General features: G+C 44.6%; 18 protein-coding genes, 1 tRNA gene and 1 pseudogene. 10 read left to right on the plus strand and 10 right to left on the minus strand.

All coding sequences use genetic code 11. From position 1 onward, the window contains the following. Positions 1-807: 807 nt before the first annotated feature. Positions 808-3,375: pseudogene (rnr, locus tag A596_RS11585) on the minus strand (ribonuclease R); the annotation flags it as partial. 161 nt (positions 3,376-3,536) lie between these two features. Here rnr and A596_RS11590 point away from each other — a divergent pair. Further along, positions 3,537-3,622, plus strand: a tRNA-Leu gene (locus A596_RS11590). A 120-nt stretch (positions 3,623-3,742) separates the two neighbouring features. Here the strand turns inward: A596_RS11590 and A596_RS11595 are convergent. The 4 genes from A596_RS11595 to A596_RS11610 all read right to left on the minus strand — a co-directional run bounded on the left by A596_RS11595 (position 3,743) and on the right by A596_RS11610 (position 6,555). After that, positions 3,743-4,111 (minus strand): ATP-dependent Clp protease adaptor ClpS, encoded by a 369-nt coding sequence (locus tag A596_RS11595; RefSeq protein ID WP_039914884.1) that lies wholly within the window; start codon positions 4,109-4,111, stop codon positions 3,743-3,745. Between the two features lie 300 nt (positions 4,112-4,411). Then, positions 4,412-5,482, minus strand: coding sequence for a DUF262 domain-containing protein (locus tag A596_RS11600; protein WP_039914886.1), 1,071 nt, complete (start codon positions 5,480-5,482; stop codon positions 4,412-4,414). After that, on the minus strand, positions 5,482-6,066 hold the full coding sequence (locus A596_RS11605; protein WP_039914888.1) for a hypothetical protein: 585 nt from the start codon (positions 6,064-6,066) through the stop codon (positions 5,482-5,484). The genes A596_RS11600 and A596_RS11605 overlap by 1 nt, the downstream gene beginning before the upstream one ends. Before the next feature lie 123 nt (positions 6,067-6,189). Beyond that, positions 6,190-6,555, minus strand: coding sequence for a hypothetical protein (locus tag A596_RS11610; RefSeq protein WP_039914889.1), 366 nt, complete (start codon positions 6,553-6,555; stop codon positions 6,190-6,192). A gap of 469 nt (positions 6,556-7,024) precedes the next feature. On the opposite strand from A596_RS11610, the gene A596_RS11615 reads away from it, so the two are divergent. After that, positions 7,025-7,342 (plus strand): hypothetical protein, encoded by a 318-nt coding sequence (locus tag A596_RS11615; RefSeq protein ID WP_039914890.1) that lies wholly within the window; start codon positions 7,025-7,027, stop codon positions 7,340-7,342. 56 nt (positions 7,343-7,398) lie between these two features. On the opposite strand, the gene A596_RS11620 is transcribed toward A596_RS11615, so the two are convergent. Both A596_RS11620 and A596_RS11625 read right to left on the minus strand, forming a co-directional pair. Beyond that, positions 7,399-8,706 carry a HipA domain-containing protein gene (locus tag A596_RS11620; RefSeq protein ID WP_039914891.1) on the minus strand — a complete coding sequence of 436 codons (1,308 nt, stop codon included), beginning with the start codon at positions 8,704-8,706 and terminating at the stop codon, positions 7,399-7,401. After that, the gene (locus tag A596_RS11625; protein WP_039914892.1) at positions 8,703-8,969 is read right to left on the minus strand and encodes a helix-turn-helix domain-containing protein; all 267 of its coding nucleotides are present in this window, start codon (positions 8,967-8,969) and stop codon (positions 8,703-8,705) included. Before A596_RS11625 ends, A596_RS11620 begins: the two co-directional genes overlap by 4 nt. Positions 8,970-9,061: 92 nt before the next feature. Between A596_RS11625 and A596_RS23745 the strand changes: the two genes are divergently transcribed. Then, entirely contained in the window at positions 9,062-9,193 is a 132-nt protein-coding gene (locus tag A596_RS23745; protein ID WP_268745687.1) for a hypothetical protein, read from the plus strand. Between the two features lie 85 nt (positions 9,194-9,278). Here A596_RS23745 and A596_RS11630 read toward each other — a convergent pair whose 3' ends face one another. Both A596_RS11630 and A596_RS11635 read right to left on the minus strand, forming a co-directional pair. Beyond that, a complete protein-coding gene (locus A596_RS11630) occupies positions 9,279-10,460 on the minus strand; it encodes a helix-turn-helix domain-containing protein (RefSeq protein ID WP_039914893.1) in 1,182 nt (393 codons plus the stop codon). A gap of 255 nt (positions 10,461-10,715) precedes the next feature. After that, positions 10,716-12,425 (minus strand): cellulose binding domain-containing protein, encoded by a 1,710-nt coding sequence (locus A596_RS11635; protein WP_084128260.1) that lies wholly within the window; start codon positions 12,423-12,425, stop codon positions 10,716-10,718. Positions 12,426-12,743: 318 nt separating this feature from the next. On the opposite strand from A596_RS11635, the gene A596_RS23145 reads away from it, so the two are divergent. After that, complete coding sequence (locus A596_RS23145; protein WP_160280130.1) at positions 12,744-12,884, plus strand: hypothetical protein; 141 nt, start codon at positions 12,744-12,746, stop codon at positions 12,882-12,884. Between the two features lie 86 nt (positions 12,885-12,970). Here A596_RS23145 and A596_RS22125 read toward each other — a convergent pair whose 3' ends face one another. Then, positions 12,971-14,959 (minus strand): hybrid sensor histidine kinase/response regulator, encoded by a 1,989-nt coding sequence (locus A596_RS22125; RefSeq protein ID WP_160280132.1) that lies wholly within the window; start codon positions 14,957-14,959, stop codon positions 12,971-12,973. A gap of 102 nt (positions 14,960-15,061) precedes the next feature. Between A596_RS22125 and A596_RS11645 the strand changes: the two genes are divergently transcribed. The 6 genes from A596_RS11645 to djlA all read left to right on the plus strand — a co-directional run bounded on the left by A596_RS11645 (position 15,062) and on the right by djlA (position 22,180). Beyond that, the gene (locus tag A596_RS11645; RefSeq protein WP_052417493.1) at positions 15,062-16,549 is read left to right on the plus strand and encodes an ATPase domain-containing protein; all 1,488 of its coding nucleotides are present in this window, start codon (positions 15,062-15,064) and stop codon (positions 16,547-16,549) included. Continuing rightward, the gene (locus A596_RS11650) at positions 16,546-16,938 is read left to right on the plus strand and encodes a response regulator (protein ID WP_052417450.1); all 393 of its coding nucleotides are present in this window, start codon (positions 16,546-16,548) and stop codon (positions 16,936-16,938) included. The genes A596_RS11645 and A596_RS11650 overlap by 4 nt, the downstream gene beginning before the upstream one ends. Positions 16,939-17,431: 493 nt before the next feature. Beyond that, a complete protein-coding gene (locus tag A596_RS11655; RefSeq protein ID WP_039914895.1) occupies positions 17,432-18,478 on the plus strand; it encodes an acyltransferase family protein in 1,047 nt (348 codons plus the stop codon). Positions 18,479-18,509: 31 nt separating this feature from the next. Beyond that, positions 18,510-19,916 (plus strand): MFS transporter, encoded by a 1,407-nt coding sequence (locus A596_RS11660; RefSeq protein ID WP_039914896.1) that lies wholly within the window; start codon positions 18,510-18,512, stop codon positions 19,914-19,916. A gap of 229 nt (positions 19,917-20,145) precedes the next feature. Next, on the plus strand, positions 20,146-20,979 hold the full coding sequence (locus A596_RS11665; protein WP_039914898.1) for a siderophore-interacting protein: 834 nt from the start codon (positions 20,146-20,148) through the stop codon (positions 20,977-20,979). Positions 20,980-21,421: 442 nt separating this feature from the next. After that, complete coding sequence (djlA, locus tag A596_RS11675; protein WP_039914903.1) at positions 21,422-22,180, plus strand: co-chaperone DjlA; 759 nt, start codon at positions 21,422-21,424, stop codon at positions 22,178-22,180. Positions 22,181-22,303 lie beyond the last annotated feature (123 nt).

Genomic DNA, 22,303 nt, shown 5'->3' on the forward strand with positions numbered 1-22,303 from the left:
CGCTCGGAGATGCGCGTTTCACGTTCGCGCAGCTCCCTGTCTTTCACTATAAAAATTTCATGTTCAAGGTCTTCATCCAGCACAAAGCTCTCGCCTTGTAACCAGCGATTAATCCTTCTTCTTAGCCTTAGCCACCGATCTTTTAGCAGCTGGCGCCGCAGGTTTAGCGACAGGGCTGCTCTTTGCTGCCTTTGGCGCTGTCGATTTAGTTGTTGCTGGCGCTGCTGCGCCTGGAACCTTCGCATTCTTACGGCCATGCCCCACCTCACTGGTAGATGTAGATTGCTTGTTAGCAGCTTTCACTGCTGCAGTTTTTGCCGCGGTTGCTTTGGTAGTGGTTTTTTTAGTGGCGATATTTTTTGGCGCTGCGCTTTTGGCAGGCTCATTTTTTACTGCCGTATTTTTTTCAGTGGTGGCTTTTGCAGCTGTCTTTTTATCCGCTGCATTTTTTGCCGCGGTTGCCTTGGTATCGGCAACGCGCTTCACTTTAAGCGTTGATTGTTTCACAGCTGTTGCTTTTTCTACGACAACATCTTCCGCAGCAGCTTTGGCTTTGGCGGATGTTTTAGCAGATGGTTTTGCAACCGGCGTTTTTACTTTGGATTGTTTAGCAGCAGGTTGCGTAGCGCTTGACTTGCTCACGCTCGTGCTTTCAACAAAATCATCCAGCGCAAAATTACCCGCAGACGATTTTGCATTGGATTTTTTACCGGAAGCTTTTTTACTGACCGCTTTTGGTTTGGCGATGCTTGATGGAGTAACATCTGGATTAGTAAGGTTTTGATTTGGTGCTTTACTATCAACAATCCTCTTACCAACCGGTTTTTTATCAACAGATTTTTTACTAACAGAACCAGGGCTGGCTTTATCAGCAACCGTTTTGCCGGAAGCTTTTTTAGTCGCAACTGGTTTGGCGTTGGTTTGTTTACCGGATATTTTAGAGGATCTTTTAGCGGATGGCTTAGCCGATTTCCCCGCAAATTTTTCTACCGTTTCAACAACAGCTTTCTTCGCCGAAGCTGCAAGCTGCTCAACCGCACTCAATGATTTTTCCAACAATGAATCGGCAACTTTTTTCGCTTTGGATGCATCGCGTTTGGCGACCTTGGGCTTAATCGCCGATTTGGGACGGCGAATCGCATTTGCGGATTCCAGTTCAAAATCGATTTTGCGATTATCCAGATCCACGCGCACAACGCGCACCACCAGCTCATCCCCCAATCCAAACACTTTACGCGTGCGCTCGCCAACCAGGCGTTGTTGCGCGGCATCAAAGCGATAGTAATCGTGTGGCAAGGACGTAATGTGGATTAACCCTTCGATATACAACTCATTCAATTCAACAAATAAACCAAAACCTGTTACCGCGCTCACGTGGCCATCGTAAACCGCACCGACTTGATCGCGCAGGTATTCACACTTCAACCAACTCACCACATCGCGCGTGGCTTCATCGGCGCGGCGTTCCGTGCGCGAACATTGTTCGCCGAATACCAGCATGTCGCTGGGTGAATAGGGATAAATCTTGCGCTTGGGGATAGGTTTTGCAGTTTCAATACGGCGCACATGCGTAGATGGCAATTCACTGCGAATCACCGAGCGAATGGCGCGGTGCACTAACAAATCCGGATAGCGGCGAATCGGCGATGTGAAATGCGTATAAGCCTCGTAACCCAAACCAAAGTGGCCGTGGTTTTCCACTTGATACATCGCCTGGCGCAAACTGCGCAGCATTACTGTTTGAATCAAATGGCCATCGCTACGACCCTGGATCATTTGCAATAATTGTTGGTAGTCACCCGGTGTCGGGCGATCACCGCCAGCAAGGCCTAAACCCAATTCAGAAAGATACGCGCGTAAATTCGTGAGCTTCGCTTCCGTCGGGCCTTCATGCACACGGAACAAACCGATTAAATCGTGTTTCTCAATAAATTTCGCCGCACACACATTTGCACACAACATGCACTCTTCAATTAATTTGTGCGCGTCGTTGCGTTTGATCGGAACAATGCGTTCGATTTTGCGCTCTTCATTAAATACGATGCGTGTTTCCACGGTTTCAAAATCAATCGCGCCGCGTTCATCGCGCGCCACGCGCAAACATTCATACAGTTTGTGCAGCAATTCCAGTTGCGGAACCACCGCTTTATATTCTTTACGCAATGCCTCCCGCGCTTCACCTTCGCCGGTAAGTATTTCGCCCACTTTGGTGTAAGTGAGGCGCGCGTGCGAGTGCATTACTGCTTCGTAAAATTGATAACCGGTAATGCGGCCCGCATCACTGATATTCATTTCGCACACCATGCACAAGCGATCGACATTCGGGTTCAGCGAACACAAACCGTTGGATAAAGCTTCAGGCAACATCGGCACTACATAATCGGGGAAGTACACCGAGTTACCGCGCGCGCGCGCTTCCACATCCAGCGGCGATTCCACTTGCACATAGTGCGATACATCCGCAATCGCCACATACAAACGCCAACCGCCTTTGCGCCGCTCGCACAACACCGCATCGTCAAAATCGCGCGCGTCTTCACCGTCGATAGTCACAAACGGTAAATGACGAACATCCACGCGATGCTGTTTATCTTTTTCTTCCACCACCGGCGATATCAACGCCGCCTCGGCCAACACATCTGCCGGCCAAATACTGGGGATACCATGCGCCTGGATGGCCAGTTCGATCTCCATCCCCGGCGCCATATGGTCGCCCAATACCTGGATCACGCGGCCGGTGGGCAAACGGTTTTTATCGGGCTGGGAAGTAATTTCCGTCACCACGATTTGCCCGTGTTTGGCGCCGCCGTAGGCACCGAACGGAATCATAATGTCGTGGGTGATGCGCGGGTTCTCCGGGCGTACAAACTGCACGCCTTCTTCATTGAAGAAGCGCCCCGCCAATTGCGTGGTATTGCGTACCAGCACCTCAATAATCGCGCCCTCTTCCTTCCCGCGATACTGCTCACCGGACAGCCGCACCAATACCTCATCGCCGTCAAACACCTTCCGCATCTGGCGATTATGGAGGTAGATGTCCTCCCCGCCATCCGCACGCAGCACAAACCCGTAACCATCGCGATGCCCCTGCACGCGGCCACGCACCACATCAATCTTGTCCGAGCGCACATAGGCGTCACGGCGGTTGCTGATCAACTGGCCATCGCGCGCCATCGCAATCAACCGCCGGCGCAGAGCCTCAACCTGATCCTCATCGGTCAGTTTCAGCATCACGCACATTTGTTCATGGGTAACTGGCTGTTCGGCGCTATCGAGTAAATCGAGGATATATTCGCGGCTGGGGATGGGGTTTTCGTACTTTTCCGCCTCGCGGGCAGCAAAAGGGTCATGGCTGGAGTTCTTACGTTTAGTCAATTGGGCATCCTGTGAGCAATAGTGGTAGTTTTCAAACTATCCCGAGGTATATGAAGGGATTATAGGGCAGCGATCATGACAAACCTACAAATAAAACCGAAAACCCTGTTGACAGTCACAAGGCCGGTATTTATAGTGCGCGGCCTCAGCTTGCTGAGAATGCCCAGGTGGTGAAATTGGTAGACACGCTAGCTTCAGGTGTTAGTGGCCCCCGGCCGTGAAGGTTCAAGTCCTTTCCTGGGCACCAAACATGAAAGCCCCGTTACGAAAGTAACGGGGCTTTTTGTTTTCCGGGTTATCTCCGCACTTATGTAGGTTGGGCAGCAATGCCCAACAAAAAGTTTCCGCCGTTAAAATAAAATTAAAATCAAACGTCGATCCATAACTTGGATATTTCGCACTCCAACATATAATCCAAACGAATTGCTTCTTGCCTGAGATGTTCAGCAACCTCTTCTAACACATCCAAAGAATTTCGCATTACTTCAGCGCTACCATTTTCATGAATCTCCATCATAAGGACAGCAGCTTGATCTCTTCTCATATGGAATTTAATACACAAAAGCTCGACAACATAATGCATAGGAGTTAAATCGTTATCGAGAAAATACAAAGCATATTCAGCTTCTTGCGCGCCATGTTGAATTTTAAATTCCAAAGCAGTTGGAAAACGTGCAATGCCGTAATCGGTAGCGCTGAGAAATTTATCGTGAAGCCAGGTTGATATGTTTTTCATAAATAAATTTTAAATCTCTCGCCCATCAGACTGCTTCGCACCTTCATGGCAACACCGTAGGTTGGCGGTGAGGAACGAACCCCAACATGAAGTTGTTTCCGAGCATGATTAAATATTATCTATATACAATAAAAAATACAGCGCGTGTAGATAAACTTTCAACCAAAAATGAAGATCAATGCTTTGTAGGTTGGGCAGCAATGCCCAACATTTTAGAAATTGAATGGTATTGTTGGGCATAACTGCCCAACCTACGAACTACGAACTACGAACTACGAACTACGAACTACGAACTATTTATTATACAACTCTCGCACGTTGCACTATCGAAAAAATATAGTTATTTCTCAGTTGACGAGCTCTAGTTGAGTTTACGGCTTCAGCTGCAGCAAGCTTGTAGTCGTCGGGAATTTCACGTTCAAAACTTTCAAGTTCTAGCCTTAATACATCAATATCAATATCATTTCCTTCACGAATATACTGTGCCACTGAAACGATCAGACTATAAATATTAGCTTTGTTTAAAAAGTATGATTTTGACTTCAATTTCAACTTCAATATGATGTCTGCCGTTTTTTCTAATGCAGCAATAACATCATCCTTTTCATTAAAAACCTCCGAATAGTCATTGAGATTTTCAATAGCTTTTTCATTTCTATTGTAAAAACCGACTAAAATGCTCGACATAATATTGAGAACATGCATGAGATGGACTTTTTTTGCGATCTCTCTAGGTGTAAATATATCTTTTCGAGTAATAAGTTGAACAAACTTTGAAATTTTTTTCTTTTTTGCCCAGCTATAAAATTCTTCTGGAATACTTGGATCCTCTCTAAAGTCATCCAGATTAGTCTTTTCTATATCTATTTGATCTGATAAGAGTTTGGCTACAAGCATGAAGTATGAAGTTGAAAACTCTGATGCCATCTTTTCTATTGACGTTAAAGAATTGGATGTCCTATTAATTCTTTGGAAAATCTCTTGAACTTTTGGATCATCATTTTCAAGGTCGAGCTCAATAACGGCAACCTCATACTTTAAAAATTCAGACTTTTTATTTCCATCCAAATCACTATAGAATTTTTCATCAACTGGAAAAGCATCATCGATAAACTCTATAATTGCATTGGTCCTTTGCTGTCCATCGACAATGCAAGACACTGTTGACATAGTTTCAACATTAATCTTTCCTTTCGATATGAATATTTGTGGAAAAGGAAGCCCCAATAAAATTGTTTTAATGAAATCTATTTTATGTACTTCTCGCCACACCAAATTTCGTTGAAAGTACGCATCCGGAATTAGCCTTTTATTTCGAATGTCATTAACGAGATTTAATAGGGACACCGACCTTACGCGATAATCAATCATTATATGGCCTTCGTATCAATATAATTTCTTATAACTGAGCGTTGTTTACTTTCAAAAAATGACTGAGACATATAAATACCGGCATTGATAGACTTAAATAAATCACCATGCCTTAAAGATAGCTGACCAAAGAATTGGTTCCATGATTTTCTTTCCTCGCATACTGGCATCAAATCTGCTCGAAATATACCTCTTGTAAGATACGAAAGATACTCTTCGGCTGTAGATCTCCCATCTCTAATTTGAAAACCGGTTTGATCTGAATACCCTTTAGTTACATTAAATATTTTTTCCATGTACTTTTGATAAAGACCGAGATCAATTATTGCAATATCTAAATCGGAATTTCCTGGCTCGAAGTCTCTTTGCTTATGGACACTGCGTCCGATTTTTGCAGACCCCGCCACTTGAATTGACATAATGGGAACGTTGAAAAAACAACTTATATCATTAAGTATTTGATATTGCCTTTCCTCATCGCCGATCAAAGCCTTTGTTGGATATGCTAGATATACCTTCCTCACAATCTCGTTGTAAGGCTTTTTATCTCTCAATCCAACCTCAATTGACTCAATGTGATTCATATTTTTCCATCTTTTTGAAAGCTACACAGCTATTCAGGCTCGCAATAAACTATCATTAAGCCTCTGGTATAAATTCAGTGGCAATAGTTAAATCTCGATTTAATAGTCATTACCTAGACGTACTCATAGCACGTAACCAAGATCACCAGCAAGTCCGGCATATTGCGAGTCTCTATATCCCAAAGGAAGAGTATTTTTTCCTGCTGGCGTACGCTTAGCCAGACCAGCCACACCAAACTCTTTTTTGATTATTTCTTCGTCTGCTGCTGTTACGACACACAATAAAAAACCACCATTGACTTTTAATATTGCCCATTCACCAGACAAATACGCTTTACACCACTCAGAAAACAATCCATAAGGAGTTGGAAGTTTTTTTCCATTTCTATCCAACAAAATTCCTTTTGGTAAATTGGCAGAACAAGCAGCTGCAAATGCAAGTCTTGTTGTATGTTTACTTATAAAATCGTTCCATCCAAGCTTGGCCATCTGTGGCTCCTCAATTTTATTTTTTTGGCATTCATGTAAATGCAGAAGCCGCAATATTAAATTAATAAAGGCTCAGGGATGATCGAACGCAATCAAGCCTCATAACGTTTTACAATACTTATTGTATTCATATCGCAAAGCATAAGTCATATTAGCAGAGTTTAAAATAACGCCACATTTCATTTTCCAGCCCTCTGCGTTGACAACCCCACCCTCATCCCCTAACCTGCCCGCGCTGCGGTAAATCCCGCAGTCGGGATTACGACCCCCGGACTTAACCGGCGCTAGAGCGTGAGCTTTAGTGTCCTCGTACAGCTATGCCTGTTGTTTTGTTATGGCGGCTGGACGGGGCCACCTTCGGGTGGGCCGGCGTGGTTAAGTCCGGTGGTCGTAACCCTGTTCAGTCCGCCCCCATAAATTACGACTTTATGGTGGGCGAGTAGCAACGAACTTAACCGAGATTTTTATTATGGATAATACAATTCCCCCTCCCCCGTTTCCCAATACCTGCATTATTAAACTCGATCAACTTCAATACGCGTTTTACAAAAAATCCCGCCTTGAAATTCATTCGCCCACCGGCAAAATTCTCACCGTACTGTGCAAGCCATTACCGGCAGAAACAGAGCAAGATGCGGTTTATCAGTTGTGGTGCCAGGCTTGTTTATTGGAAGTGTTGTTTGATCAAATTAATGAAAGAACAAAATTGCCGCAACGAGCAATCAACAGCATTGCGCATGTGATTGACAGGATTGATGGGCACTTGAAGACGCAATTGTCGATGTAAAAAACAAAGGTGGCAATTGCCGCCTTTTGCATCACGTTGAGATGCAATTTACCAATTCACCGCAGCCTCTGCACCATCTCTTTAATCACCAGATGCAAAATAGTTCTGAGGCAACGGGATTCACCTGCAATTGTGGCGGAAATTTCCGGGCGAGCCTGGATAATATTTTTGTTATCGTTTTGGATTTCTGTGTAGAGCAATAAAGATTCGCTCTCGATTCGATTACACAGATTATCGATCAAGCGAACAGCGGTGCTTTTGGAGATGTTTAGCACTGCTGCCGCGTCAATTAATAATTGACGATTGATATTAGCAAAGTGATTTACGTTCAAAATAGGCCAGGCCAGTTCAGTTTTTTGGGGCCAGCTTTTTTTATCGAAGGCTGGTGTGTCGTAGACAGCTACGCTAAGTAGATCATAAAAAGGCGCGAGCTGAATGCCTTCATAAGAAACAGTGAAACTCAAATTTTTCAAATGCGCATCACTATTTCCAACAAGAACATTAAATACCAACCACCGAAATAAATTCGTTCGCGCTACCGCCGGACTACGGCAAGCAGCCGCAATTTCTCCCAAGCGATCCATACTACCTTGCGTGTATTTGAAACTTTTATCCAACCCGAGCAACTGGCAAGCATCTATCACATGACGACGCTGCCAACCTTGCTCTCCAACAAATCGATCAAACCTGTCAATCAGATACACCGGCGATGGAACATAACGACGGTGCACATCAGGAACATCTAACCCCATGCGTTTGGCAAGCGTCATCACAAACCATTCATTAACAACAGAATGCGCATAGTCTTCATCCGGATGATCGGGTTTGAGAATGTGTGTTGAAGGAGTGGAGCCTGCCGGCTCAAACATTTCTCCATCGCGCAATACAACAGCAAGCTTGTGTTGGGCGCCAGCCAATGACATTCGTTTTATCGCGGCATGGGTAAGCGGTGCTTTGGGGAGTTCCTGTATGCGCTTTTCTAAAGTTTCATCCGGCAGAGTGCGCAAGCCTTCATCAGATTGAAACGGCGCATCCGGCGGGAGTAAAACAAGGGAGCCAGCTGATTCAGCCCCATACCACGCCAATAAACCGAAAGCATCTGCTGCATCGATTTTGGCATCTTTTGCCAACAGGATTCGCTGACCTTCCTCCGGTAATAAATTGTCGAAATACCACTGCACCGGCCGCAAACTTGCGCCATCCATCTGTGCATCAGGAGTAAGGGGCAGGTGAGGACTTAACGCGAAGCTTGCTGAGTTTTTCAACCATGCTTTTGAATATTGAAAGCTCCACAAACCAGATACTTCTTGCAAGCGCCCTACTTCAAGTTGGTTGATGGATGCAATCAAGTAGCGCTCGCTCATACCCTATCCTTGGCGTTTTCAGATTCCTTTATCCAGGCAGCAACTTCTTCAGGTACATCTACCATGACGCGAATACCAAGCCCCTCAAGGACTTGAAAAAGCTTGCCCCATTGGACGGACTCACTTCCCTTTTCCACTTTACCGAGAAAGTTTTCACTAACACCGATACTGCCAGCCGCGTCGTCCTGACGTAATTTTTGGGCCTTGCGACTGGCGCGTACCACTTTGCCAAGGACGCCCGCATTAGTAATAGGTATACGCATAGATAATCCTCATGTTTGTAAGGATTCTACTCGATTCAAGACATTTTTCCATACAATCCTCACATTCATGAGGATTTGTATGGAATTAGGTCATGAATACTGAAAATCCTTACGCTCATGAGGATAACTTCCAGTTGTGGCACCAGTTATGTTTGTTGGAAGTGACCAAATCAATGAAGGAGGAAAATTACCGCACCGTGCAATCGATAGTATTGCACGTGTAATTGACAGGACTGATGGGCATTTGAAAAAGCAATTGTCGATGTAGATTGTGGCGGATTTTTTCCGCCTCAATTTAAAAAAATAACATTACTTAGCTTCTGATTCTTGATTGAGCTTTAAAGATTTAAACGCTTTAGGCGCACACCCGTATTCGATTTTAAATAAGCGATTAAAATAAGATGCATTGTTGTAGCCTACCGAAAATGCAACCTCCGCAACATTCATATCATTATTTTCAGAGAGCAAACGCGCGGCTTCTGTTAGCCTCAATTTATTGAGATAAGCGTTAAACGTGAGGCCGATTTCTTCTTTTAATATATCATTCACTTTTGTTTTATTTATTCCCACCTGCTGACTAACCGTTTCCAGATCCAGATGAGGATTCTGGTATTCAGTTACCATATATTTTAATAATGCGCTGCGCTCCTTGTCTTTATGCGATTCAATAGATAATTGTTGGTATGCAATCAGAGGAATATCTTTCTGCAGCCTTGCTTTCACATCGGCGGTTAATGCCTGTGCATAATGCTTAAACACCCAAAAAACAAATGAACCCCATATAATAAATAGCAAAAAAGTGCCCAAGGTTATTTTTGCCCAGCTCTGGCTTTCTAATACCAAATCATCAATAGCCACATTTGATTTGGTAAGCAGTGGACTCTGGATTGAGTTTCCAAAGGTAAATGATGCTGTTTGTTTTAAGGAATAATCACGGCTCGCCAGGTTCGCATGCTTTCTGAGCCACCATTCCGGAGTCTCCAGCTTATTTAAATCGATTTCAATCTCTGTCCAATTGCGATCACAGGCAAAATAAACCGAAGGGATGCGGTAGGTTAATAAATTATCGAAAGTACTAACCTTTTCATCAAATGAGAAGGCAGTAAACATCATAATATTGGCGGGGTTACATTTAATCTTGAATTTAACCTCAGTATAAGAGGACAAATCTACATGATGATCTACAGGTGAAGCGGCATCTACTCCAGGCTGGGTAAAGCGTGTCGCAAATGAAACGTATGGATACTGAAGGCCATCATGCAACCAGAAATCATAATCGATATTGTAGGAAGATTCTTTTACCGAGTAAGTCGAGCGCCCGCCATCATCCTGATCCGAACTAATCACGGCACGCCAGGGAATATCACTTTGTTCTGCCGGTAATAACGGGGTTTGGTGTTTGCTCTGATAGAAGCATTCGAACGCGATAAAACTACTGAGCAACAATATTATTAACAAAGCTAACGCTGTTCTCTTATAAAATCCGAGCATGAAATTTCACTTCTTTTAGGAGTGCATATACGTACAGGGATATAGTAATCAGAGTGCGGCGCTGGCGTATATGTAAATTTTAATAATGAAAACCATTGCCAGCGTTATAGCAGATTCCCGGAAAAAAAGCCCGTCATCACAACGGGCATCCAGGGAGATAGTTAGCAGTTGCAGCGAAGGTATACCATTCGGGGTTTGTAGAATTTTCGGTAAATGCAACTACGATAATTTTTTATTGTTATGTACCGTCAGTCATTAATTGCAAACACTGCCCGTTACCGCAGGAACCTGCGCAGCACCATTATTTTTTGTACCCTGGAAACCAAACTCCACGGTTTGCCCGGGCTGGATTGAAGAGTTCCAACTCAAACCCGTTGCACCGTATGGGTTGCTGCCACTGAGGTTTGCATTCCAGCTATTGGTAATTCGCGTAGCATCACTGTAATTCCAATTCACACTCCAACTATTGATCGCATTAGTTCCATTATTTTTAATACGAATCGCGGCGGTATAACCGCTGCCCCAATCATTGGTCACCACATAACTGCAATTCGCGTTATTGTTATTTGCTACAGAAGAGCTGCTACTGGACGAACGAGGAACTGAAGATGCAATACTGGAAGAACTTGAGCGAATCACACTGGATGCGACAGAGCTTCTTGACGAAGAACCCGGAGCTACAGAACTTTTTGACGATGGACTTGAAGAAATACTTGATGATGTAGCAACACCTTCACTAACGAAGGTGGTAACACTTTGTGGCTCAACAATAACGGTCGCGGTACCGTTATTAACTTTCGTTGTACCACCATAACCCACATTAAGCGTTGCTGATGTGCTGTACTTGACCAGATTACCTATGCTTGCGTTTTGCAAAGTGAGATTCAGGTTACGCGACGATGTGCCGGTGTTAACCACTACCATCACAATTTTATTATTAGGGCCTTTGTACGCCGTAACCGCAACATCGGAATAAGGTTTTTCCGTTGCACCGATACGTTTGTAATCAGGGCGAACATAACGCGCGTATTGCGCCATGATGTGGCCGCGCTTACTGACTTGACCGTTCTCTTTAATAAAGCTGTAAGAGCGACGAATATACCACCAGATATACGCATTAAAATTCGCAACCATACTGCGATGCAATTCGGTACCTACATCCAGCGCAAGTGGCCACACATCCGCATCATTTTTACTATCAGTGTAATGCTCGGTCATCCAGACTTCTTTACCTTTGGCGCGAGCCAATGGGTAGTCTTGTGGAACGGCACCATACAAATGGCCGGCAATAATATCGGCGTGTTGAACAGCGGTTGCACTATTCAGCACCGGGTCAGTAAATCGTTTGGTAAAGCCGACAGCCTCCCCTACTGTCACTTTGATATTCGAACCAAAACGTGATCCCTGCGAATTCAGGAAACTTACAAAATCATCGCCAGACCAATCACAGGATTCATAATCAGGGTGCCAGTCCGGTTCGTTTTGTACAGAAACGGTATAAAGCGGCGCGCCGTTGCGAGACATAAAATCGACGAAGTTCAACAAATGGGTTGCATACTCGTCGTAATACTCCGGTTTTAATTTGCCACCGTTAATCAAACTATTATTAGTCTTCATATAGGCCGGTGGTGACCAGGGCGTTGCCAGCAGCTTCGCCCCTAACTGGCGCGCACGCACCGCTGATTGAACCTGGATATTCCAGTTGGCCGAATTCGGATCAATACGCATACGCATGATGCTTAATCCCAACTGCCCTTCACCACTACCAAAAGCAGTTTCAATTTGAGATGCAGTTAAATCACCAATCCAACCGGCGCCGTTCATCCCACCAAAACCGGTAATGGTTTGGTATTCAGTAGATGCATTAATGTTTACCGATTGGGCGATTGCCTGTGAGCACGCAAAACAGGCTCCGGCAATCGATAAAAGCAAAGCCTTGTAGATGCTACTTTTATTGTTATACATGGTTAACTCCTTGAGTTAATCGTCAGGATTAGATTTATTGTTGTAGCTTCGGAATTCTCGGGGTGTGTTGAAGCTGGTGCGAAAATAGCAAAACTGGCCGTTGTGAACTTGCAGATTTCAGTAATTTTCTTGCAGGCTGTAAAAAGTTGTAGGTTTCTTGCAATTTTTTATAAAAAATTTTTCCAGATAAAGATGATAATGTGACTCATATCACTCAAGTGAATTAGCTTTTTTGCGGAGCGAAACACGTATATAGCGGGTCTTTAATAAAGCTCCCGCAACGACATTTCATTAATGAAATTCTTTAAAGAAAAATCTTTGAAAACATGGCATCGACGACTCAAGGCAACTATGGATTTCCTCGGCGTGTTGCTCGCTGTTGATCGCGAGCGTATCGGTATTATCGGAATTTACAGATGGGGCGGAATGTCCTTGAATGCTGCCACCGTGAACAGGTAGTTGTGGTATTGACACAAAATGCAAATACCGGACTGGCAAACAGGATTGCTACCAGCGAGGGATATTACGCAGCATTTCATTCCCCATTATTTTGCAATGGGCGGCTCGTTATTATTTTTACTCGCTATTATTTTTAATAGCTCGGCAATATCGACCGGCTTGACCAGGTGAATATCAAACCCTGCACTAAAAGATTTACGGCGATCCTCTTCCTGCCCCCAACCAGTTAATGCAACAATCAAAATATTTTTTGCCCATGAATTTTTACGAATATGTCGGCAAGCGTCGAAGCCATTTAATTTAGGTAAACCAATGTCCAGCAATATCACATCGGGGCGCAACCTTTCAGCTGCCGCGACAGCTTCCTCGCCATCATGACTGATAAATGTTTCATTTCCCATCAACAGTAATACATCGGACAAACTGTTCGCACTATCGGTATTATCATCAACAATAAGAATGCGGTTCGCCACGCGTTCACTATTGTAATTTTGCAATTCGACAACTGGTGCGGCCTGGTCAACGGTAACGGGCAAACGAATAATAAATTCACTTCCCTTACCGAGCCCTTCACTGCGCGCCTCTATGCTGCCATCGTGAAGTTCAACCAATTGCTTCGCGAGCGTAAGCCCGATCCCCAAACCACTTTGTGAACGTTCCAGTGATTGATCAACCTGGGCAAACATTTCGAAAATAAGGTTGAGGAGATTGGGAGGAATACCAATACCATCATCTTTTACGCTTATCACCACCTCCCTACCATGTCGCTCGACAAGCACGTTTATATCGCCACCTTGCCCCGCAAACTTACAGGCATTGTTTAACAGATTACTAACGACTTGCGCCAAGCGCACCGGATCGGCATCCAGATAAATGGACTGCTCCGGCAGTTTGACGATAATGTTCTGACGCGCTGACTCAGCCACAGGCGCACAGGTTTCTACTGCCAGGTGAATCACCGACGCCAATTCAATCCGCTTGCGACGCAGCTCCATTTTGCCGCGACTGATGCGACTCAGGTCAAGCAAGTCATCAACGAGCCTGACCAATTGCGCTGTTTGTCGCTCGATGATTTCAATCGCACGAATGGATGTGTCGGTATTGCCCTGCGCGAGTTTTAATATTGATATAGCGTTGCTGACAGGCGCGAGGGGATTGCGCAACTCATGCGCCAGTGTTGCGATAAATTCATCTTTTCGCCGATCCGCTTCCCGTTCGCGCTGCTCGCGGCGACGCAACGCCATGAGTGCAATCCACATCAACGTTACAACAGCAATTATAAGCAGGGCGGCGCTCAACGCGTGACTGGTGCCGAGGTCAAACAATCCGCGTTCATGTCCTTTCGTGCGCAACCAGATGAATAATGGAATCAGGACAACCAGCATTGGCAACACAGTCCGCGCCATGCCTCCCGCGCTGGAACGTTCACTCAACAAAAGCATGGGATGATGTTGAGGAATGCTAATAATCAAATTTATTGCCAGCGTCATCAACATAACAGCACTTGGCATTGAGATCGCAGAGAGCCAGGGAATTGCGTAGAAATTCCGCGCACCAAACAGATAGCCCAGCAGGGAAAACATCGTCAGCAGCACAACCACAAGGGCCAGTGCCGGCACATAGCGAATAGCGTTGCGCCCAAGCCCGACCAACACAAGCGATATACCAATGAGAACAAATGTAATGGAGGCCGGCGGCCCGAAACGTCCAGGCGCCATTGTTGCTGCATAACCCCATTCGCGACCAAATAACAGTTGATGGTTAAAACCAAAATCCGCATCGATCATATATTGCAGCAGATTAAGTGCACCGCCGAGTGCAATAAATCCGCCCAACGATAGTGTCAATTTAGGGTATCCAAATTGCATAAGCAGCATCGCAATACTGGCAAGAATGATCAACACAGCGGTATTTGGCTGAATCGACATTTCATTGTTAAGCCAACTGGTCAAACGCGGAATATCAAATACCCAGCCACTAAATGACACTACACTCGCAATAAGCGTGAATATCCCTAGCCCCAATGACAGTCTGCGGAGACTACGCGAGGTAATAATGGTTAACGGAGTGGGCATACGGTAATCTCGATAATAGCGAATGAATACGTTAGACTGCATTCTACGTCAAAAAAAATGCGCATTTTCCAGCCAAACAACTTTGTAATCTCACAACGAAAAATGAAAAATTTACAAAATAATCCTCAAACAAAACATCGGTTATCGCTGTTAAAAAGCGGAGTTGCCGGTTTTGATGAAGTACTCGGTGGCGGCTTTCCTCGTCACAGCCTTTATCTTATACAGGGTTTAGCCGGCAGTGGCAAAACGACGCTTGCGTGTCAGATTGGTTTTGATCATGCCGCCAAAGGTGAGAAAGTTTTAATTCTCACATTAATCGCTGAAACGCATGGCAAGATGCTTAATCATTTAAGCAATTTTTCTTTTTTTGATGAACGGTTGATCGGACAAAATATTTTAATGTTTGGCGGGTATAACGAGTTAGTCAAAGGCGGCCTTGATGGGCTGCTGCAACTAATCACCGAAATGCTTGCAAAACACAATGCGGATATTTTGATTATTGACGGTTTTCGATCAGTGCGCGATTCAAGCCCCACCACTATTGGCTTGTCGGAGTTTATGTTATCGCTGAGCTCGCTGGTTGCATCCATGGAATGTACAACTTTCTTGCTATCCCCCACCGAAGGCAATGTTGCTGATTCAGAAAATACATTAGTCGATGGCTTGATTGAATTAAGCCAACACGAAAAAGGCATGCAACTTATCCGCGAAATTAAAGTCTTTAAAATTCGCGGCGGCAAGCATTTGCTGGGGCGCCATGTATTTGAAGTAGGTGAAGATGGCATAGTTGTTTACCCGCGCCTTGAAGCGATTAGTACATTAAATCCGATTGCCGATTCGGCTTCCAATTCACTGGTCGGCTTTGGTATTCCCGGCTGGAATACTATTACCAAAGGCGGGGTCAACAGGGGTTCAACGACCGAATTACTTGGTAATCCTGGCGTTGGCAAAACGCTTATGGGATTGCATTTTATTTATGAAGGATTGCAACGGGGCGAGCAATGCCTGATTGTTGGTTTTTACGAATCCCCCTTACGTTTAATTGCCAAAGCCCGCAGTGTAAATATTGAATTATCCAACTATGTTGATAGTGGACAATTACAAATCATCTGGAACCCGCCGCTGGAAATCTCTGTAGACGCACTTGCTCGCAAGATTCTGGAAAACGTTAGTGACCGTAAAGTGTTGCGCTTGTTTGTTGATGGCATGGATGGTTTGCTTGATATCGTTATGCATGTTGGGCGCGCGCGCTCGTTTCTCACTGCATTGGTCAATGAATTGCGCGTGCGTGAAGTAACCAGTTTCTTTACCAGGGAACTTCCCTATTTCGGCAACAAGCTACCGGAAAATGCTGATTCCGGCCCTTCATCCATTTTGTACGAAAATATCATGCTATTGCAGTACGTAGAAATTAGCGGAATCAATCACCGCCAGATTGCCGTTTTAAAATTGCGCCAGAACGGTTACGACGCTGCCAACCATATCATGCTGATCTCAAACAATGGAGTATCCATTGGACGTGCGGTATCGACAGAAAAACTAGCGCAGGAAATCATTAAAAATAACGCACTGAATAACGAGCCACAATGAAAGAAGACGTTATCCCAAAAGCCATGGATGACCTGCCCGTCATATTGATTGTCGACGACGAACCTGACATTACAACCACGTATGCAATGTTGTTTGGATATCATGGTTTTCGCGTTAGCACTGCCTGCGATGGCGAAAGCGCATTGCAAATGATTGATACAGTGAGCCCTGATATTATTTTATCGGACTACATGATGCCTCTGATGAATGGGGCAGAGCTATGTAGAACCCTGAAAACAAATCCGCGTTGGAAAAATACGCCATTTATATTGTCGAGCGCGGCTGCTCATATAAATGACAGGGAGGTGCCCTATGATTCCCTGATGCAGAAGCCTGTTATATTTGACGAACTCCTTAAGGAAGTGCTTCGATTGCTTAATAAAAACTAGATTTTATTGATATTCCCGCAATTATTTATTCCTCGTTATCCCTCCACGTCAACACATATAAATAACCATCGTTTTATCCAGCAACTCGCAAATCCAACACATTGATATCCATATAAATACGTGAACCGTTCTCTTTTAAAAGAATGGTGCAACCCAATCCAGCATAGACTTTATTTTTGCAACGTGAGCATCAGTGGCTGCAACATGCATTCCTCCTACAAATGTGATTAATGTTCGAAAAATATGATGATTGAACTCACTTGTAGTGCAATAAGATATGTAATCCATAACATTGCAATCATTAACATCAACCAACCAGGAGCAATTAAAAATTCAACGCATGAAAAATTTCCTTAAAACCGTAATTAAAGATTTCCAATTTTATTAAGCAAATGACTAACATTGCTTGATAGAGGGTTAACAGATATTAACTGGAGCTTATGAATGGTGCTAATTACACTGTGACCTTTTTTGTGGTCGTGGAAAATAATTGATGAATAACAACCGGTTTTATGAAATAGATTTGCTGCGCCTTATCTCTGCAGTTTTAGTAGTGTTGTTTCACTACACCTTTGTAGGCTCGGCTCTGGATTTTGCACCGCAACCACGCACCGATGCATTTGGCGAGTACGGACGCTATATGTATTTGGGCATTAACTTCTTTTTTATTATCAGTGGATTTGTAATTTTACTTAGCGCTGAGGATGGCAAGCCGCGTCAATTTATTATTTCCCGTTTTATCCGCCTTTATCCTGCGTATTGGTTATGTGTAGTTCTGACAGCTGCTGCTGCAGTGCTATTTAACCAACCGGCATTTCAGGTGAGCTGGTCGCATTTCCTCATTAACCTGACAATGCTGCAAAGCGGTTTTGGTGTACCTCTGGTAGATGGCGTTTATTGGACACTCTGGATAGAACTCAAATTTTATGCGCTGGTGTTAGTGATGATTTGGTTGCGCTTGTTGCGTTTTTTGCCATGGTTTTGTGGTGCAGTGTTGATTGCATCAATTATCGCACTAGGCACACCGCTCGCAGTTAACGTTGAGCATTTTGTTGCCGGTTTTCCACATTGGGCCGGGTATTTTGCTTGTGGTTGCGTATTGTATCTGGTGAAATCGCGCGGATTTAATTGGGGTTATGGTGTGCTTCTGTTATTAAGTGTGATTTTCTGTGTGCGCCAAAACCAGGTGTTTACTCAACTGATGATCGGTTGGTACAACGAGGATTTCCAAACCTGGGTGAGTGTAAGTTCGACGTTACTATTTTTTGCAATATTGTCGATAGTTGCCTTGCGTAAAAACGGATTACTCCGCGACCCACGTTTTTATTATTTGGGGGTATTAACTTATCCGCTTTATTTACTGCATGAGAATATTGGTTTTATGATGTTCAATGCCTGGCATAGCCTGATACCTGGACCGGTGTTAATCGGCAGCGTTGTAATATTTATGTTGATTGCCGCGTGGCTCATACATCGGTGGTTCGAAAAGCCCCTGCAAGGATTTTTAAAACGTATTTTGATGCACACCAATAGATCGTAGTTAACGGATAGACGTTAATGGATAGCCGCCTATGGAAACTTCGAGAGTAAAACGTTATCTGCCGTGGTTAGTGGCCATTGCATTATTCATGGAGCATTTAAATGCAACCATCCTGAATACCGCAATACCTGCCATCGCGGCGAGCCTGGAGGTCACCCCCTTAAGTTTAAAAGCAGTAGTCAGCAGTTATGTATTGAGCCTCGCTGTTTTTATTCCCATTAGTGGCTGGATGGCAGATCGTTTTGGCACCCGGCGCGTGTTTGCTGCTGCCGTTGGTATATTTACACTTTCATCCATTTTTTGCGGGCTGGCGTTAAACGTTCCCATGCTCGTTGCGGCGCGGATATTTCAGGGCATTGGTGCCGCGATGATGCTACCCGTGGGGCGACTCGCTATCGTGCGCACCTTTCCAAAATCCGAATTATTAGCGGCAATGAACTTCGTTATTATTCCAGCATTGATTGGACCATTACTGGGGCCAACTATTGGTGGAATCATTGTGCATTGGTTGCCATGGCAGGCTATTTTTTTCGTCAATGTTCCCGTAGGCCTGGCAGCGTTGTGGTTGATTCGTCGCCACATGCCGGATTATCGCTCCAGCACATCACCACCATTGGATATTATTGGTTTTGTGCTGTTTGGTTGCGGCATTGCGTTGCTGTCCTGGGTGCTCGAAATTTTTGGCGAACATTACCTGGATGCAACATCAACCGGCATTTTGTTGGGTTTATCGCTGAGTTTATTGGCCTGCTACGGTTGGCATGCTCGCCACAATCCCCACCCGCTTTTGCAGCTTTCGCTTTTCAAAACCAGAACGTTTCGCGTTGCAGTAGCAGGTGGTTTTGTCACCCGACTCGGGCTGGGTGGTATGCCGTTTTTATTGCCGTTGTTTTATCAGGTTGGTTTGGGATTTCCCGCATGGAAATCCGGTTTGTTAATGATGCCCGCCGCTGCCGCTGCAATGTTTATGAAAGTAATTTCAATCCGCGTGCTCAAGCAGTTTGGTTATCGTACTGTTTTGATTGCCAATACCTTACTCATCGGCTTCACCATTATGTTATTTGCAATTGTCGATAGCTCAACGGCTACTCAATGGATAATTGCAATAAGCCTCGCACAAGGTTTTTTCAACTCATTGCAATACTCCAGCATGAATTCCATGGCCTATGCCGATGTTTCCACTGAAGAAGCAAGCATGGCCAGCACCATCGCCAGCTCACTGCAACAATTGTCAATCAGCTTTGGATTAGCGTTTGCATCAATTATTGCCGCCTGGTACCTCGGCGCCGTATCACAATCAAACCAATTAGCGGTGACCAGTGCATTGCATTACGCATTTCTCACACTGGGTGGCCTGACAATCCTGTCATCGCTGTCCTTCTGGTCATTGCGCAAAAATGATGGTGACAATGTGAGCCGGGGCCTGGATCAGGATTAGAAACACGATGAATAATTGTTTAAAAAAAATTGTTAAAAATTACAACAGCTATATTTAGTGGTATCGGACTTCAACAAACATCCAATTACGAATTTTATTCAGGGCATAATCCCAATATACTTACCATCATCAAAACCGGTGGCCGCATGAAAATAAGTAGCGCCATCAAATTATTCTGGCCAACAGGACACAGTTGGTATCGTGAAGCAAGACGCATGAGGAACGACACATGAGTTCAAACGAAGTGACTGACCCCACATCCCCCCGCGCACCACAGCGCATACGCTTGCCATTGCGCTTTCGCAAAGTACAGGTCACAGCTACCGAGAAATTCGCAACAAGTTTTATCCGCATCACATTGGGTGGAACTGACCTTGAAGGATTTGAAAGCCCGGGTTTTGACGATCACGTAAAATTAATTTTTCCCGATGTAACCACCGGCGAACTTCGTGTTCCTGAGTTAGGGCCAACAGGTCCGGTATGGCCCGAAGGTCCAAAACCGGTAATGCGCGATTACACCCCGCGTTTTTTTGATGGCACTGCAAAAACCCTGGTTATTGATTTCGCCCTTCATGAAGCTGGCCCTGCAACAGCATGGGCTATCAACGCCAAAGCCGGTGATTGGCTAGGTATCGGCGGCCCTAAAGGTTCGTTCCTGGTGCCCACCGACTACGATTTTCATTTGCTTGCTGGCGATGAAACTGCAGTGCCAGCCATTGCTCGCCGCCTTGAAGAATTACCCGCAACCACACGGGCCATCGCGCTAATCGAAGTTGATAATGTGGGTGATGAAATTCCATTAACATCGGCTGCACAACTTGAAATTATCTGGTGTTATCGCAAAGGAGCTGCTGCTGGTACCACTACCGCCATTAAAGACGCACTGGAAACATTGGCGTTACCAAGCGGAGATGGCTATGCATGGATTGCCTGTGAAACCAAAGCTGCACGTGCAATTCGCTCTTACCTGGTGAAAGAGCGTAACTTGAATGCAAAAGGCGTTAAAGCAGCAGGCTATTGGCAACTTGGAGCAGCCATTGCCGATGAAGGTGCTGATGATTAATGTTTAAATGATGAAGCAAGGTTTTTCTTCGCTTCATCATTTGAAAAATTTTATCACGCGGATTTTACTTTTATATAAATTATGCGAATCACCCATCTGGCAACAACAGACAGTGAAAAAACCATTATTGATACAGCAATCAACCACTCAAGCCCCATCAAACTACTGGAAAAATTGTTTGTATTAATTTCCAATACGTAAAACATTCCACCCCATAATCCAAACCATCCAAGCGTTGATCCCCACGCAAATATTTTCCCCCACGGCAGAACGAGCGGATAAAGGGGCAACAATAAAAATAATTTAAAGAATAATTCGTGATTCATAGCTAATACGCAATGGAAAAAACAGGCGCCAGGTTCTATGCTCTTTAGAACTGGCGTGGATGCTAGTCATCTAATCAGCTGTCAGCGCCGTTATCAATAGGAACATCATCAATTCCATGGCCGATAAGAACCAGACCATCCGCGAATCTTTTTCCAATACGTTATTCAGCTTGCTGGGCTACGTTGCCAAATGCGACGGTCAAGTAACGCGCAACGAAGTATTGCGGTTACAGGTTTACATAAAAAAAATGAATTTGACCGAGGAGTCAAAACATCGGGCATTACAGTTATTCAAAGCGGGAACCTTACCCACTTTTAATGTTGATGAAGTGTTGGCAGCCTTTAATCAAACAACCACACCGAAATTAATTCATATTCTGTTGGTGCATCTGATTACCATGGCGAGGGCAGATGGATATCTGGTTAAAACGGAAATGGAGGTGATACAACAAATTGCACGTGGATTAAATTACCGGAGCATTGTGTTTAATCACCTGTTGCGCATGATTTCGGTTCAGGATGAAATGACCCAGCGCGCTCGCCAGCCAGAGTATCCAATCCAGCCCGATACTTATGAACATCCCAAAAAAACACAACAGAAAAGTGAGCAGCCAAAAGATCAGGCGCATAGTCAGGCTAACTATGAAAATCCGGATTTGCACCAGGCCTATGAGGTTCTTGGTGTGGCTGCTGATATGACTGAAGACGAAATTCGCAGGGCCTATAAAAAACTGGCCAGCCAACTCCACCCCGATAAACTCACCAGCCAGGGACTTACACCCGAGGTAATAAATACTGCAACAGAACGGTTTAAAAGAATCCAGATTGCTTATGCATTTATCAGAAAATACCGCTCCATCTACGCAGCCAATTGAATATCATTCACGCTTACTACAGGCCGCCTGGCAACAATGCCGGGTTAAAGTTTTGTTATCCCCACCGAACTAGTCAGCGTCCCTGCTTTCAAAGTTAGACCACCATAGATGTTTGTTGATCAA

Source organism: Cellvibrio mixtus subsp. mixtus J3-8, assembly GCF_000766945.1.
Lineage (GTDB): Bacteria > Pseudomonadota > Gammaproteobacteria > Pseudomonadales > Cellvibrionaceae > Cellvibrio > Cellvibrio mixtus_A.